The sequence below is a fragment of the Mucilaginibacter sp. P4_E8 genome (assembly GCF_056401495.1).
The window spans coordinates 100,617-114,994 of record NZ_JBFUJG010000005.1 but is presented as its reverse complement, the minus strand read 5'-3'; the positions used below and the strand labels follow the sequence as shown (position 1 = coordinate 114,994).

13 protein-coding genes, 2 tRNA genes and 1 rRNA gene are annotated in these 14,378 nt (G+C 42.8%); 8 read left to right on the top strand and 8 right to left on the bottom strand.

Features of this window, described 5'->3' with window-relative positions:
• Positions 1-175: 175 nt before the first annotated feature.
• The 3 genes from AC1DRQ_RS03925 to AC1DRQ_RS03915 form a co-directional block, all read right to left on the bottom strand.
• A tRNA-Ala gene (locus AC1DRQ_RS03925) sits at positions 176-249 on the bottom strand.
• A gap of 92 nt (positions 250-341) precedes the next feature.
• Positions 342-416 (bottom strand) — tRNA-Ile (locus AC1DRQ_RS03920).
• A gap of 301 nt (positions 417-717) precedes the next feature.
• Positions 718-2,239, bottom strand: a 16S ribosomal RNA gene (locus tag AC1DRQ_RS03915).
• 792 nt (positions 2,240-3,031) lie between these two features.
• Between AC1DRQ_RS03915 and AC1DRQ_RS03910 the strand changes: the two genes are divergently transcribed.
• The gene (locus tag AC1DRQ_RS03910) at positions 3,032-4,438 is read left to right on the top strand and encodes a methyltransferase RsmF C-terminal domain-like protein (protein ID WP_477422290.1); all 1,407 of its coding nucleotides are present in this window, start codon (positions 3,032-3,034) and stop codon (positions 4,436-4,438) included.
• Positions 4,439-4,627: 189 nt separating this feature from the next.
• Here the strand turns inward: AC1DRQ_RS03910 and AC1DRQ_RS03905 are convergent, their stop codons facing one another.
• From AC1DRQ_RS03905 to AC1DRQ_RS03895, 3 genes are read right to left on the bottom strand one after another with little or no spacing between them, the layout of a single operon-like run.
• Positions 4,628-4,993: a CoA-binding protein gene (locus AC1DRQ_RS03905; RefSeq protein ID WP_477422289.1), complete on the bottom strand. Its 366-nt coding sequence runs from the start codon at positions 4,991-4,993 to the stop codon at positions 4,628-4,630.
• On the bottom strand, positions 4,986-5,471 hold the full coding sequence (locus tag AC1DRQ_RS03900) for a DinB family protein (RefSeq protein ID WP_429402133.1): 486 nt from the start codon (positions 5,469-5,471) through the stop codon (positions 4,986-4,988). Before AC1DRQ_RS03900 ends, AC1DRQ_RS03905 begins: the two co-directional genes overlap by 8 nt.
• The gene (locus AC1DRQ_RS03895; protein ID WP_477422288.1) at positions 5,468-7,018 is read right to left on the bottom strand and encodes an NAD(P)/FAD-dependent oxidoreductase; all 1,551 of its coding nucleotides are present in this window, start codon (positions 7,016-7,018) and stop codon (positions 5,468-5,470) included. The genes AC1DRQ_RS03900 and AC1DRQ_RS03895 overlap by 4 nt, the downstream gene beginning before the upstream one ends.
• A gap of 291 nt (positions 7,019-7,309) precedes the next feature.
• On the opposite strand from AC1DRQ_RS03895, the gene AC1DRQ_RS03890 reads away from it, so the two are divergent.
• The 6 genes from AC1DRQ_RS03890 to AC1DRQ_RS03865 all read left to right on the top strand — a co-directional run bounded on the left by AC1DRQ_RS03890 (position 7,310) and on the right by AC1DRQ_RS03865 (position 11,141).
• Entirely contained in the window at positions 7,310-7,879 is a 570-nt protein-coding gene (locus AC1DRQ_RS03890) for an RNA polymerase sigma factor (protein WP_477422287.1), read from the top strand.
• 347 nt (positions 7,880-8,226) lie between these two features.
• A complete protein-coding gene (locus AC1DRQ_RS03885) occupies positions 8,227-8,805 on the top strand; it encodes a LemA family protein (protein WP_477422286.1) in 579 nt (192 codons plus the stop codon).
• Between the two features lie 119 nt (positions 8,806-8,924).
• Positions 8,925-9,359 (top strand): TPM domain-containing protein, encoded by a 435-nt coding sequence (locus AC1DRQ_RS03880; RefSeq protein WP_429402125.1) that lies wholly within the window; start codon positions 8,925-8,927, stop codon positions 9,357-9,359.
• Between the two features lie 11 nt (positions 9,360-9,370).
• Positions 9,371-10,165 (top strand): TPM domain-containing protein, encoded by a 795-nt coding sequence (locus tag AC1DRQ_RS03875; RefSeq protein WP_477422285.1) that lies wholly within the window; start codon positions 9,371-9,373, stop codon positions 10,163-10,165.
• A 27-nt stretch (positions 10,166-10,192) separates the two neighbouring features.
• Positions 10,193-10,597 (top strand): hypothetical protein, encoded by a 405-nt coding sequence (locus AC1DRQ_RS03870; RefSeq protein WP_477422284.1) that lies wholly within the window; start codon positions 10,193-10,195, stop codon positions 10,595-10,597.
• Positions 10,590-11,141: an NUDIX hydrolase gene (locus tag AC1DRQ_RS03865; protein ID WP_429402119.1), complete on the top strand. Its 552-nt coding sequence runs from the start codon at positions 10,590-10,592 to the stop codon at positions 11,139-11,141. The genes AC1DRQ_RS03870 and AC1DRQ_RS03865 overlap by 8 nt, the downstream gene beginning before the upstream one ends.
• Positions 11,142-11,147: 6 nt before the next feature.
• On the opposite strand, the gene AC1DRQ_RS03860 is transcribed toward AC1DRQ_RS03865, so the two are convergent.
• The gene (locus AC1DRQ_RS03860) at positions 11,148-11,606 is read right to left on the bottom strand and encodes a nuclear transport factor 2 family protein (RefSeq protein ID WP_477422283.1); all 459 of its coding nucleotides are present in this window, start codon (positions 11,604-11,606) and stop codon (positions 11,148-11,150) included.
• 66 nt (positions 11,607-11,672) lie between these two features.
• Here AC1DRQ_RS03860 and AC1DRQ_RS03855 point away from each other — a divergent pair, with 66 nt between their 5' ends.
• Positions 11,673-13,397: a hypothetical protein gene (locus AC1DRQ_RS03855; protein ID WP_477422282.1), complete on the top strand. Its 1,725-nt coding sequence runs from the start codon at positions 11,673-11,675 to the stop codon at positions 13,395-13,397.
• Here AC1DRQ_RS03855 and folP read toward each other — a convergent pair.
• The gene (gene folP, locus AC1DRQ_RS03850) at positions 13,391-14,257 is read right to left on the bottom strand and encodes a dihydropteroate synthase (RefSeq protein ID WP_477422281.1); all 867 of its coding nucleotides are present in this window, start codon (positions 14,255-14,257) and stop codon (positions 13,391-13,393) included. The genes AC1DRQ_RS03855 and folP overlap by 7 nt on opposite strands.
• Positions 14,258-14,378: the final 121 nt, after the last annotated feature.

Genomic DNA, 14,378 nt, shown 5'->3' with positions numbered 1-14,378 from the left:
CCGGTTGCCCGTTGCCTATAACATGTAATTTCTAACAGCCAACAACCGTCTCTATACTGTTGTCTTCTCTTTTTCAATTACTTCTTCCAATATGTCAAAGAACTTTACCCCATACTTAACAACGGTTAAGCAGCTTGCATGATATCCTATTTCCTTTCGGAAAACGGAGGGTGTGTGGAGAATAACGGATTCGAACCGTTGACCCCCTGCGTGCAAGGCAGGTGCTCTAGCCAGCTGAGCTAATCCCCCTTAAGATGTTTTCGTCATTATATCATCCGGTCATTATGTCATTGCTTTGCAGTTTTGACTTTTTCCTTTCGACTTTTAACTTACCTTTATAGTAGTCCCGAGCAGATTTGAACTGCTGACCCCTACATTATCAGTGTAGTGCTCTAACCAAGCTGAGCTACAGGACTTTTTGTTTAGTTTGCAGTTCTGAGTCTTAAGTTCTGAGTCTCAAGTCTTTTCTGACTCATGACCTCCGACTTTGGACTGCATCCTGCCAACCTGATCCTTCGCTCACCTTTCGGCTTCGCTCCACATAGATGGCTTCATCTTTTGGGTTTCCTTTTTTGTGTTTATAATAGATAGTAGAGCTACCAGACATCAATGCTGAAACTTTCGTCTCAGATCTCATATCTAACATCTCCTTATCTAATTTTTAAGAAATAATCATGTAGGTAACACTGTTATGTTACTTAAGGGAAACTGCTCCAGAAAGGAGGTATTCCAGCCACACCTTCCGGTACGGCTACCTTGTTACGACTTAGCCCCAGTTACCGACTTTACCCTAGGACGCTCCTTGCGGTTACGCACTTCAGGCACTTCCAGCTTCCATGGCTTGACGGGCGGTGTGTACAAGGCCCGGGAACGTATTCACCGCGTCATTGCTGATACGCGATTACTAGCGAATCCAACTTCACGGGGTCGAGTTGCAGACCCCGATCCGAACTGTGAACAGCTTTTGGAGATTGGCATCCTGTTGCCAGGTAGCTGCCCTCTGTACTGCCCATTGTAGCACGTGTGTAGCCCCGGACGTAAGGGCCATGATGACTTGACGTCGTCCCCTCCTTCCTCTCTATTTGCATAGGCAGTCTGTTTAGAGTCCCCACCTTGACGTGCTGGCAACTAAACATAGGGGTTGCGCTCGTTGCGGGACTTAACCCAACACCTCACGGCACGAGCTGACGACAGCCATGCAGCACCTAGTTTCGTGTCCCGAAGGACTTGAGCGTCTCTGCTCAATTCACTAACTTTCAAGCCCGGGTAAGGTTCCTCGCGTATCATCGAATTAAACCACATGCTCCTCCGCTTGTGCGGGCCCCCGTCAATTCCTTTGAGTTTCACCCTTGCGGGCGTACTCCCCAGGTGGAATACTTAACGCTTTCGCTTAGACGCTGACCGTATATCGCCAACATCGAGTATTCATCGTTTAGGGCGTGGACTACCAGGGTATCTAATCCTGTTTGATCCCCACGCTTTCGTGCCTCAGTGTCAATGACACCATAGTAAGCTGCCTTCGCAATTGGTGTTCTGTGACATATCTATGCATTTCACCGCTACTTGTCACATTCCGCCTACCTCTAGTGTATTCAAGTTCTTCAGTATCAAAGGCACTGCGATAGTTAAGCTACCGTCTTTCACCCCTGACTTAAAGAACCACCTACGCACCCTTTAAACCCAATAAATCCGGATAACGCTTGGATCCTCCGTATTACCGCGGCTGCTGGCACGGAGTTAGCCGATCCTTATTCTTACCGTACATTCAGCTCTTTACACGTAAAGAGGTTTATTCCGGTATAAAAGCAGTTTACAACCCGTAGGGCCGTCTTCCTGCACGCGGCATGGCTGGTTCAGGCTTGCGCCCATTGACCAATATTCCTTACTGCTGCCTCCCGTAGGAGTCTGGTCCGTGTCTCAGTACCAGTGTGGGGGGTCATCCTCTCAGATCCCCTAAACATCGTAGCCTTGGTAAGCCTTTACCTTACCAACTAGCTAATGTTCCGCATGCCCATCTTGTTCCTATAAATATTTGATCATTAACAGATGCCAGTCAATGATGTTATGCGGTCTTAATCTCTCTTTCGAGAGGCTATCCCCCTGAACAAGGTAGGTTACATACGTGTTACGCACCCGTGCGCCACTCTCATGGAAAGCAAGCTCTCCAATCCCGTCCGACTTGCATGTATTAGGCCTGCCGCTAGCGTTCATCCTGAGCCAGGATCAAACTCTCCATTGTAAAATGTTTTGTTTGTCACTGACCCTATTATTAATAATAGAATCTGTATATAATGTATCTTTATACAGTTTCTCTCGTTTTCTCATAACTTACGCTTCCTTCATTCCCCTTACGGTTCCTTCTGGTTGCGTTGTTACACTACATGATTTTCTATTTCTTAAAAGAACTTCTCAGCTTCCCTATCTCAGTTCCGCCTTATATGTTTTGCCGCATTTGCATTTGGCCTAACTTTTCATTTTTGTCCGCCGGAATCGCTCCGGCTTCTCTCTTTGTTTACTCACCAACCTGCGTCAGCTTTCTTCTCTTTGTTACTCGTTAACCTCGGTCAACTTTCTCTTTTTTATCTGGTTAAAATCGCTTTAACCTTTCCCGCTTTCTCTCTCAGCGTTTCCGCTTTTTTCCTTCCTTCGTTTCGGGAGTGCAAAGGTAAAAACCTTTTTCTTATTTCCAAAACTTATTTTTTTTTATTTTTCTAAGTCTCTTTCCCGCTTTTCAATCCCCTCTTTTCTTCCTTTCTTGCGGGTTGCAAAGATGCGAATCTTTTTGTTGTTTGTCAAGTGAAATTTTCACTTTTTTAAACTTTTTTTTATTCGCTAATTCTTCAAAAAACAACGCCCTTTTTCCTTGAGCGGCCACAAATGTACAGAGAAAACTACTTACGTACCAAGAGAAATTTGCAAATAATTAAAACAATTCTGCAACTACCTGAAAACTAACCCAAAATTCATCGGCAACAACCCTGTTTTGCTTATAAACATTAGCATTTACCTTATTTGTATATTTGAAAAGTATATGAGCAACTACACATTTCCCAAAAACTTCCTGGCTTCATTAAGCGCAGAAAACGGATTTGATGAGCAAAATTTTATAAATGCCCATCAGTTTTTAGATGCACCTACCTCTATAAGGTTAAATCCTTTTAAGCTTTCGGCCCTGAAAACAGATCAACAAGTGCCCTGGTGTGCCGATGGTTTTTATTTAAACACCCGTCCATCGTTCACTTTCGACCCGCTTTTTCATGCCGGATGTTATTATGTACAGGAAGCATCGTCTATGTTTATTGATCATATACTTAAACATATCAGGCAAAACAAGCAGCAACCGGTAAAAGTACTTGACCTTTGCGCAGCACCCGGCGGCAAAAGCACGCTCCTTAATTCAGCTATCGGGGCTGAAGATTTACTGGTGGCCAATGAAATTATTAAAACCCGGGTACCTGTATTAACTGATAACCTGAGCCGCTGGGGGCAATCAAACGTTATTGTAAGCAATAATGATCCAAAAGACATAGGCCGGCTGAAAAGCTTTTTTGATATTATTCTGGTTGACGCCCCCTGCTCGGGCTCGGGCATGTTCAGGAAAGATCCGCAGGCCATGAACGAATGGTCTGAGGCCAACGTAGAACTTTGCCACCAGCGACAGGAACGCATACTGGCAGACATACTGCCTGCCTTAAACCAGGATGGATACCTTATATATAGTACCTGCTCTTATTCGCACCAGGAAAACGAAGATATACTGGATTGGCTTTGCCTGGAGTTTGACCTGGAAAGCATACGTATACCTATATATAAGGAGTGGGGTATTGTTGAAACCGAATCGGCACAGCAAAAAGCGTGGGGATACCGTTTTTATCCGGGCCAGGTAAAGGGCGAGGGCTTATTTGCCGCCTGTCTTAAAAAGAGAGACAACACCGGCGAACTTGGCTCCTTTAAAAACAACATGCAACAAAAAATTAGCAGCAAGGAAATTGACCAGGTGAAAACCTACATCAACAATCCTGATAATTTTTATTATTTTAAAGTGAACGACGACTGGCTGGCCATTAACCGCGAACACAAGGAAAGCCTGAATATTTTACAGCGACATCTATACCTTAAAAAATCGGGAGTACGTGTAGGTAAGTTAATGGGAAAAGATCTGATACCCGATCATGAACTGGCTTTAAGTACTATTATTAATAAGGATGTTGTTTTACAAACCCCGCTTAACCATGACCAGGCTATACAATACCTGCGCCGCGACAACATCGACATAAACACTACAGAAAAGGGATGGAGCCTGATGACCTTTGAAGGTCATGCACTGGGTTGGGCCAAACTACTGCCTAATCGTATTAATAATTATTATCCAAAGGAGATCAGGATTATAAATCAGGCGCCAGCCCCCCAGCCCCCTGAAGGGGGAGCTTTTGATTAGCGTGGGGGAATTTTCTGAACTTTTGTCTGAACTATGATTTATGGGATTAAGGGATTACCCGGATTTTTTGTACTTGTAAAGTTAAAGGCCCTAATCATCCTTAAATCGGGGTTCAAAAAAAGAGACACATAATAATGTGTCTCTAAAATAATTTGCAAATCAAAAGTTCCCCCTTCAGGGGGTTAGGGGCTAATAACCTCCTACTGATAACAGCACCAGTGTACAGGCATATTCTGTTTCAATACCTTTTTCATTGGCCATACGACGCAGTTCGGAGTTTTCCGTTCCTGGATTAAATATGATACGCTTAGGATTGGTATCTAATATATAATTGTATAAGGATGGTTGGTTTTGCGGACCAACATATAAAGTTACCGTATCAATATCATGATGGATGGTTTCGGGCTTTTCGATGGGTACGCCTGCAACCTCTCCGGTTTTTATTCCCACATTTACTATGGTATGTCCTTTGCTCACCAAGCGGTTTGATGCCAGATAAGCGTATCTGCTGGTATCGGGCGTGGCACCTAATACCAATGTTTTTTTATCAGCCATTTATTATTCTGTTTAATAACGCAATCTGGGCCGAGTGATATATATGATGCTGTATCAGTCCGTTGATGAGCTCTTCATAAGTTACACCGGTTCCCAATTCGCGGTTCCTTTCGTCGTTAATAGCTTCACTCCATTGTTCCGGGGGAAAGTTTTGGATGACGCCCACCAAATTTACATTAACCAGTTTCAAATCATCAACATAATTCTGCCATTTTTGTTCCTCGGGGCTGCCGGTTTCGGGCCAGTCGCCGCTGATCGGCACTCCTGCGGTTAAGCCGTTCATCCTGTCCATCACTTCTTCTGTCCAGGCAATCATGTGTAAAACAATCTCAGCTATATTATGGACTGAACCGGGCGGCTTTTCATAGGCAGCTTCAAAGCTAATGCCTTCAACAATGTCATAAACCGGCGAACCATACCAGGGATCGCCCGATAATATGTTTTCTAACTGGTGCGAAAGTTCTTTTGAAATGCTCATGATAATATTTTTAAAGTAGCCAATGCGCAGTTAATACCATCTATAGCAGCAGAAATAATGCCACCCGCGTAACCCGCGCCTTCGCCACACGGAAACAAACCCTGAACCTGCGGGTGCTGCAGTGTTTCTTTATCGCGCGGAACTTTTACCGGCGACGATGTGCGCGATTCCACTCCTACTAATATAGCCTCATTTGTATAATAGCCCTTCATTTTTTTACCGAATGCAGGTAATGCTTTTTGTAACCGCCGATGGATCCATAAAGGTAATACTTCTTTAAGCTCGGTGCTTTTAGTGCCCGGCAGATAGGAGTTTACCGGCAGATCATTCGATAAGCGGCCTTCCACAAAATCAACCATACGCTGGCCCGGCGCTACAAGACTACCTCCGCCGGCTAAAAACGCGGCATGCTCTATCTGCTGCTGAAAATGAAGCATTTTAAACGGATCATTATCATCGCCTGCCACATCCTCCATATTAATCTGTACTACTGTGCCCGAGTTGGCAAAGGGATTATTCCGTTTTGACGGACTCCAGCCGTTCACCACAATTTCATTAGCCTCGGTTGCACAGGGGGCTATAATACCACCGGGGCACATACAAAAGGAGAACACTCCCCGGTCATCTACCTGCTCCACCAGGTTATAATAGGACGGCGGCAGATCGGGGCCGCGGTATTCACAGTGGTACTGCGCGCGGTCAATAATTTCCTGCGGATGCTCAATCCGTACCCCTAAGGCAAAGGGTTTAGCCTCGATCAATATATGCTGATGGTGCAGCATCTCAAAAACATCCCTTGCTGAGTGGCCGGTGGCTAATATCACCACATCTGATGTTAACTTTTCGCCACTTGCCAGTTTAACACCTTTTATTTTGCCAAACTCCACCAATAAGGCGGCAACTTTTGTATCAAACAATATTTCGCCGCCGGCATTCAATATGGTTTCGCGCATGGCGGTAATGATCTGTGGTAGTTTATTGGTGCCGATATGCGGGCGGGCATCAATCAATATATCCTCAGATGCGCCATGGGTTACAAACATTTTCAATACTTGGTTCACGTCGCCACGCTTGGTTGATCGGGTATATAATTTACCGTCGGAGTAAGTACCGGCACCGCCTTCGCCAAAGCAATAATTTGATTCGGGGTTAACAAGGCCCTGTTTATTGATGTTGGCCAGATCACGACGGCGTTGTTTTACATCCTTGCCCCGCTCAATAATAACCGGCTTTAATCCGGATTGGATACACTGAAGTGCAGCAAATATTCCCGCAGGCCCTGCACCCACAATAATAACCGGGCGGCCAAACTGTACATCGGGATAATTTATCGTAAATATTTCGGGCTGAAATGCCTGATCTAAAAATACCTGTACTTGCATCCGGTAAACCACCTTACGGCCGCGGGCGTCAATGGAACGCTTTAATACTTTTACTGCCGAAATATTTTGGGGCTGGATATTTAACGAAGCCGCGGCTAAACGTGTTATAACAACTTCGTCTTCCTGTTGCCCGGGAGGGCATACTATCTCTGTTTCTTTTATCATACTATATGCCGGGTTTTTATCCCGGATTTGTGCAAAGGTAGGAAACCCCCTTTAAATCTCCTCCAAAGGGGGAGACTTTTGAAAAATCACAACCAAAACATTCTTTAATCGAGTTGATATTTAAAGCCCTCCCCGAAGGGGGGATTGGGTCAAACTGTTCGCCAGTGCACAACAACCGTCCGCTATCGAACAGTTTCAAGTGACCTTTAAATTACAAACACCTAATTATCAGTAGATTATAACATGGCATCTATATTGGCATAGGGTCATTATAAAAATAACAACAACAAGATGAATATCGCCGAAGACCGCTTGATGACCATTTGGGAAGGATGTTTACAAAACGACCGCAAGCAACAGGAACAACTATACAGATTATTAGCACCAAAAATGCTGGCAGTTTGCATGCGCTATGCAACTGATAAAGACGAAGCGCAGGATATACTGCAGGAAGGTTTTATAAAAATGTTCAGGAACATGAACAATTACCGTGGCGATGGCAGCCTGGAAGGGTGGATTCGCCGCATTATGGTACATTGTGCAATTTCGCGCTATCGTAAATTAAAGCCAATGGTTTTGGTTGATGATTTTGCTGCCGAAAGCAGTATGCCTATGAGCAAATCATATAACGATAACGAGCTGGAAGCAAAAGATCTGATGAAACTGGTACAAAAACTACCTAAAACTTATCGTTCCGTATTTAATATGTATGCCATTGAAGGTTACTCGCACCAGGAAATTGGTTCATCATTGGGTATGTCTGAACTGTTATCGCGCACTACCCTGTACAGGGCTCGCAATATATTAAAAGATATGATCAGTCAGCTTACTATGCGTGAGCAACATTGTTTGGCAGGGTAAGCCTTACCCTGCCCCCTTTTTGTCCGAACAATGGTTCAGGCAAAAAAGAGATTACCTTAATTTTCAACAACCTATGCCAGTTCAAGCGCCCTCTGCTTGAACTTATCCTATTATAAACATCCTGCCTTAATTTCTAATAAATCATTAGTTTATACTAATTAATCTCCGGCTTTATTATTAATTAGGATCCTGATTGTTCTTTAATCGTAGAAATCATGGTTCAGACAAATGTTTTAATTATCTTTAGAGATGTGTATCTTGACATGTTGTCATAACAATTACTAATTGTAACAACGGTACGCGTTTTGTAATCTAAATGAAAACACATCTCAAAAAAGCATAATTAAATGAAAAAGCTATTATCAGTAATATTAATTATAACGGCGGCCATGTCATTAAGCTCATGCAGTTATAACAGCATGGTTAAAATGGACGAAAACGTAAAAACTAAATGGGCGGCCGTTCAAAGCCAGTATCAACGCCGCAGCGATCTGATACCTAATCTGGTAAATACAGTTAAGGGCGCTGCTAATTTCGAAAAAAGTACGCTTACCGCAGTTGTTGAAGCCCGTGCTAAAGCAACAGCCGTTCAGGTTGACCCTACCAAATTAACCCCAGAGTCAATCAAGGCTTTTCAGGCTGCACAGGGCGAACTAAGCTCGGCATTGGGCAGGTTGCTGGCAGTAACCGAAAATTATCCTAACTTAAAGACCAACGAAAACTTCCTGGGTTTGCAAGCTCAAATTGAAGGAACCGAAAACCGCATACAGGTATCCCGACAGGATTTTAATACTGCTGTACAGGAATTCAATACCAAGATCCGTTCGTTCCCGGCCAATATAACTGCTAAAATGTTTGGCTTTAGCGAAAAGGGCTACTTTACCGCCGAACCCGGATCTGACAAAGCGCCTAAAGTTCAATTTTAATTATCATTGATTTCACCGATTGTTGAGATGATTACGCTGATTATAATATAATCAGTGAGTATCAAAGCAATTACAGAAGCAATCGGTGTAATCTTTTAAAAATCAGTGAAATCATACCTATGGCAGTATTTAACGAAGAAGAGCAGCAGCGGATTCGCGGAGCCATTGAAGAGGCTGAGAACCGCAGTTCGGGCGAGATTCGCGTGTGTATTGAAAAAAAATGCAGCGAAGATGTACTTGACCGCGCGGCCAAATATTTTTTTCAGCTTAATATGCATAAAACTACACTGCGCCATGGCGTATTGATCTATGTAGCTACGGTAGACCGTAAGTTTGCTATTATAGGTGATGCAGGCATAAATCAGGTGGTTCCGGCTAATTTTTGGGATGACACCAAAGAAGAAATGCTGAAGCATTTTAAGTATGGCGACATTGTGGAGGGTATTGTTACCGGTTTAAAAATTGCCGGAGAGCAGCTGCAAAAATATTTTCCGCACGCACAGGATGATAACAATGAATTGCCAGATGATATCTCCTTTATGGATGGCAATTAATCTTTAAACTTATGTTCAAAAAAATCATATTGTTCTTTAGCCTGTTGCTTTGCACTTTTATAGCACTTGCGCAGGATTTTCCAGAGCGGTCAACCACGCTGGTTACAGATTATACCAATACCCTATCTGCCGACGATAAGCAGCGTTTGGAAAATAAACTGGTTGCTTTTAATGATTCTACCTCTACTCAAATTGCTGTGGTGATCCTTAAATCGGTAGGCAGTTATGACATTAATGCTTACGGAGTAGCATTATTACGTAAATGGGGAATTGGGCAAAAAGATAAAAACAATGGCATTTTAGTGTTGGTGGCCATGGGAGACCGTAAAATGTCTATCCAAACTGGTTATGGGGCCGAAGGTGCTTTGCCCGATATTATAACCCAGGAAATAATTCAGCGTGATATGAAACCCCACTTTAAGCAGGGCGATTATTATGGCGGTTTGGACGCCGCTACCAGCAACATCATAAAATACACCAAAGGCGAATATAAAGCCGAGAAAAAAGAACAAAAATCGGGCAAAAGCGGTGGCAGTGCACTTATATTAATTATTATTATAGTAGTTATCCTTATCGTCGTATTCCGTAATCGTGGTGGCGGCGGCGGTGGCCGGCAGATCATTGGCCGCAGAGGGGGCGCAAGTCCGTTCTGGTGGTTTTTAGCAGGCAGTTTGCTTGGCGGAAGCGGCAGAAGCAGCGGTTCTGATTGGGGCGGTTTCTCAGGAGGTGGCAACAGTGGCGGCGGCGGTTTTGGAGGCTTTGGCGGTGGCAGTGGCGGCGGCGGCGGATCAAGCGGCAGCTGGTAGTAAATTCAGACCCTAATTCCAAGCCCCATGTTTAAAGATTATATATTAAACGAGTTAGAAAAAATTACGCTCATGATGGCCCGCCTGGCGGGCCTTAAAGCAGAAGCCAAGCCTGACGAATTTATTAAGCTGGCAGATACCATGCTGCAGAATGAGTTTGATATTAAACTACAGGAACTGCTTGAACTAACTACCGATGAGTTTGAGCTCTTATTGGAAAAGCAAAACTATCACCCTGATAAGCTTGAGGCTCTGGCGCAGCTATTATACATGTATTACGAGCCATTTAACCCGAGTCCCGAAACCCTGTTGGCATTGCAAAAGGTGTTACTCATTTTTGACTGGTTAGAGCAAAAACACCACCGCTCATCGTTCGAAAACATCAATAAACGAAATTCCATCTATCAATTTCTACAAAACAACTATGTCTAAAGATCTCACCTGGAAATTACTTTCATCCCACTATATACATAAAGGCCCCTGGGCTACCCTCCGTGTCGATAAATGCGAAATGCCCAACGGTCGCATTGTTGATGATTACTACGTTTTAGAATACAGCAACTGGGTTAATGCAGTTGCTATAACCGAAGACAATAAAGTACTCATGGTTAAACAATATCGTCATGCCGCTGGAATCATATCACTGGAAATTCCTGGCGGGGTGATTGATGGGAATGAATCGCCGGTAGAAGGCCTGCGCCGCGAACTGCTGGAAGAAACCGGTTACCAGTTTGATGACTTTGAGTTGCTTTGCACCGTTTACGGCAATCCGTCTACGGCCAATAACCAAACTCTTACCTATCTGGCTAAAGGTGGCAAAAAAGTTCAGGAGCAAGCACTTGATGATCATGAGGAACTAATTGTTGAAGAATACACCATCCCCGAAGTAAAACAACTGCTGCTTGAAAATAAAGTGGTACAGGCCATGCATTGCGCCGGCTTGTTTTATGGTATGGTAAAGCTGGGGGTTTTGTAAGTATCATTACTCCGGGCAATTATCTTTACGGCGGGTATCAACTATATAAATGATCCTCCAGCCATCCTTAGTTTTCATCAGCTGGAAAACATCAACTCCGCAATGGCTGAATTTATCGTCTAAGTAAAATTTGTATGGCGCCCAAACGCTGGCCAGTGGGCCGTCAATTTTAATATCTTTAAAGGTTACCCGTTCGTCCCATACGCCTTTATGCGGTGTGCCTACCGCTTTTATAAAATCATCCGCGTTTTCGGTTTCAAGGGCTACCGGGCCATCCTTTTTATTGGCTACCCCCTGAAAGGCAATACCTTTAGCAAAAGTCGACCGCAGCAAAGTACTGTCGCCCTTGCGCATGGCGTCTAACATTTTGTTAACCGTTTGTTTTATGGCATCTTGGTCTGTTTGCTGAGCAAAGGCATTCATTGATAAGATTATGATGAGGTTTAAAAGGAGTATTTTTTTCATGTTAAGCTTAGTAAAAATTGGGAAACTAAATATATTCAAATTATATTCAACCGATAAACCTTATCAATGAAAAAGATCGCCTTTATATTATTACTATCCATACACACCTGTTTACCATCTGTAGCCCAGACTGCTTATGAGCCTCAATTATTAATATTAGCCCCTGGCGATCATAATTTTGACCCAAGTCTCCAAACAGAAATTGACGCAAAGAATGCAGAATTAACTAATATGGCTCTACAGGCTGAGGCATCATTGGCTGATCCAAAGGCTGGGAGTAATGTTCAACCTGAGAATATCAAACTGATGCAACAAAGTAGCATCAGCTTTCTTCAGCACATGGATATTTTCAAACAGGTTTCTTTTTTATCTCAACAATATCTCACCTATCGTTTTTATGAGCGGTTTACTAATTGCCTGGTTTTACTGAGAGACGAAAAGTCAAAAGACAATTTAATGGATTTGCAAAAGCTGGCCAAAGAACAGCAAACACCATATATACTAAACTTACCTAAAATTTCTTTTTATAAGCAAAATGGCCAAACTTGGTGCAGACTGCAACTACAATTATATGAATTGAAAGCCAACAAATTGCTTGTTGATAAGGAGTACCAGGGCAATTGGAACAACCCCGGATTTGAATTTTCTTGCGAACAGGGCTCTATTGGTTGCACGATAAATAACGCTATGGCAGCAGCCATGCCCGATGTGCTTTTTCAAATAGCATCACACAATGCTACTTTAATTAATGAAAAAGAGTTGGCAGAGAAAAGAGCGGCATTTATTGAAACAACTATTTACCCCCAAACTGTTGAGGCTGCTTTAATAAAAAAAGTAATCTCCATTACGGACAAGGAAATTAACCTGGCAGATCTGTATCAGTGTTTTTATAATAGCGACAGTTCAAAATTCGTTGCGTTTTTTATCAAAACTATTGACAAAAAAGATGCTAAAACCTTACTGGGTGATAAACAGGATCAGAATGTTAAAGTTATAACGTCAAAAAACATTCATGAGCCCGGTTATCTGGATCAAAAACCTCAAACTTACGCTTATATAGTTAAGGGAATATTATATGAGAACAAGTGGTACTATGCAAAATCAGAGGTAACCTACTTTGATGCTGCCAGCTTAAATGGAGGCAAAATTGACTATTTGAATAATTTACAGGAATGGGGCTTTTTTAAGGACAACACAGCCGAGCCGGGTCTGGAATTTTGGGAAGGTAAACTATTTGAAAAGATAACCGACAAGCGAAAAGACCCCAACTGGGAAAAATATAAGAATATGTGGGCCAGTGATGAGTTGGAAAACCGGGATTATATAGGCTTATATATACTGGTGGCTGACGAGCTAAAAAAAGAAAAGGAAACGGAGGATAACAGTTTTCGTGATGATGTGAAAAAAAAATATCTTTTCCCATTTTATGATAAGCAGGTTAAATTAAAACTTAACCACATCAAAAGATATACACTAAGCGACTACAACCTCATATATCCAAAGGATAAACATGTTGTGCTTAATCCCATATCAATTACAGATGAAAATGGCGGAATATCGGTAAGATATTTTGTGTTGCTGCCTAAAACCAATGAAATATATGAATGGCAATTGGTTAAACCTAATGCTTTAAAGAAAGGCGATTACACAGACAATGTTATTACTAAAACGTTAGGCACATTAACCAAATGGGGTTATTCAAACAATACCTTAGATGATGATACGTTTTGGAATAAAAAAGTACTCCTTAAGGATGGTAGCAGTTATAAATATTTAAAAAAGCTTCAGTAAACCGAGTTCCCCTTAACAGCCTCCCAAATCTTCACCGCCTCAACTGCCTCTTTCACATCATGTACCCTTAAAATATTAGCGCCCTTCATCAAACCTATGGTGTTTAAAACGGTGGTTCCATTCAACGCTTCGGCAGCAGTACCACCCAACAAACTGTAGATCATTTTTTTGCGGGATATACCCACCAACATAGGCAGCCTGAGTATATCAAACTCCTGCAGGCGATTCATGAGCGCATAGCCATGTTCGGGCTTCTTGGCAAAGCCAAAGCCGGGATCAATAATAACATCATGAACACCCAGTTGCTTTAGTTGCTGATATCGGGATACAAAATAATCAAGCACTTCTGTAAATACATCATCATACTGCGCCAGTTGATTCATATTTTGCGGGGCACCTTTCATATGCATTAAAATATAAGGAACCTTCAGTCGGGCTACGGTAGCAAACATATCCTCATCCAACTGCCCGCCGGATATATCATTAATAATATGCGCGCCGGCTTTGATGGCCGTTTCGGCAACTTGCGCGCGAAAGGTATCAATAGACTGTATTGCATCAGGAAAAGCGGATGCGATGGCCTCCACAACGGGCAGTAAGCGGTCGGTTTCTTCGGCAGTGGAAATATCAGTGGCACCGGGGCGGGATGAATAGGCCCCAATATCTAAAAAAGTGGCCCCTTCGGTCAGCATTTTTTCAGCTTGCTGCAGGGCTTCGTCAACGCCGGGTTTGCGGCTGCCGGCATAAAATGAGTCGGGAGTAATGTTAATGATCCCCATAACTTTTGGAGAAGATATGTCGATAAGTTTACCACCTGCATTTAGGGTAACCTTTTTATGAAAAAATGTATCTTTAGCCAAGTCAGTTTTAGTGTTGCAAAGTTTAAATGTTGTAAAGTTAAATTAACTTTGCAACATTGGCGCAGCCCAACATTTAAACGTTTAAACATTAAAACATTTCAGCATTTGGCTAACACATCCG

Excerpts from the sequence above, each read along its gene's own strand:
- AC1DRQ_RS03910 (WP_477422290.1), top strand. The coding sequence starts at position 3,032 with ATGAGCAACTACACATTTCCCAAAAACTTCCTGGCTTCATTAAGCGCA.
- AC1DRQ_RS03905 (WP_477422289.1), bottom strand. The coding sequence starts at position 4,993 with ATGGCTGATAAAAAAACATTGGTATTAGGTGCCACGCCCGATACCAGC.
- AC1DRQ_RS03900 (WP_429402133.1), bottom strand. The coding sequence starts at position 5,471 with ATGAGCATTTCAAAAGAACTTTCGCACCAGTTAGAAAACATATTATCG.
- AC1DRQ_RS03895 (WP_477422288.1), bottom strand. The coding sequence starts at position 7,018 with ATGATAAAAGAAACAGAGATAGTATGCCCTCCCGGGCAACAGGAAGAC.
- AC1DRQ_RS03890 (WP_477422287.1), top strand. The coding sequence starts at position 7,310 with ATGAATATCGCCGAAGACCGCTTGATGACCATTTGGGAAGGATGTTTA.
- AC1DRQ_RS03885 (WP_477422286.1), top strand. The coding sequence starts at position 8,227 with ATGAAAAAGCTATTATCAGTAATATTAATTATAACGGCGGCCATGTCA.
- AC1DRQ_RS03880 (WP_429402125.1), top strand. The coding sequence starts at position 8,925 with ATGGCAGTATTTAACGAAGAAGAGCAGCAGCGGATTCGCGGAGCCATT.
- AC1DRQ_RS03875 (WP_477422285.1), top strand. The coding sequence starts at position 9,371 with ATGTTCAAAAAAATCATATTGTTCTTTAGCCTGTTGCTTTGCACTTTT.
- AC1DRQ_RS03870 (WP_477422284.1), top strand. The coding sequence starts at position 10,193 with ATGTTTAAAGATTATATATTAAACGAGTTAGAAAAAATTACGCTCATG.
- AC1DRQ_RS03865 (WP_429402119.1), top strand. The coding sequence starts at position 10,590 with ATGTCTAAAGATCTCACCTGGAAATTACTTTCATCCCACTATATACAT.
- AC1DRQ_RS03860 (WP_477422283.1), bottom strand. The coding sequence starts at position 11,606 with ATGAAAAAAATACTCCTTTTAAACCTCATCATAATCTTATCAATGAAT.
- AC1DRQ_RS03855 (WP_477422282.1), top strand. The coding sequence starts at position 11,673 with ATGAAAAAGATCGCCTTTATATTATTACTATCCATACACACCTGTTTA.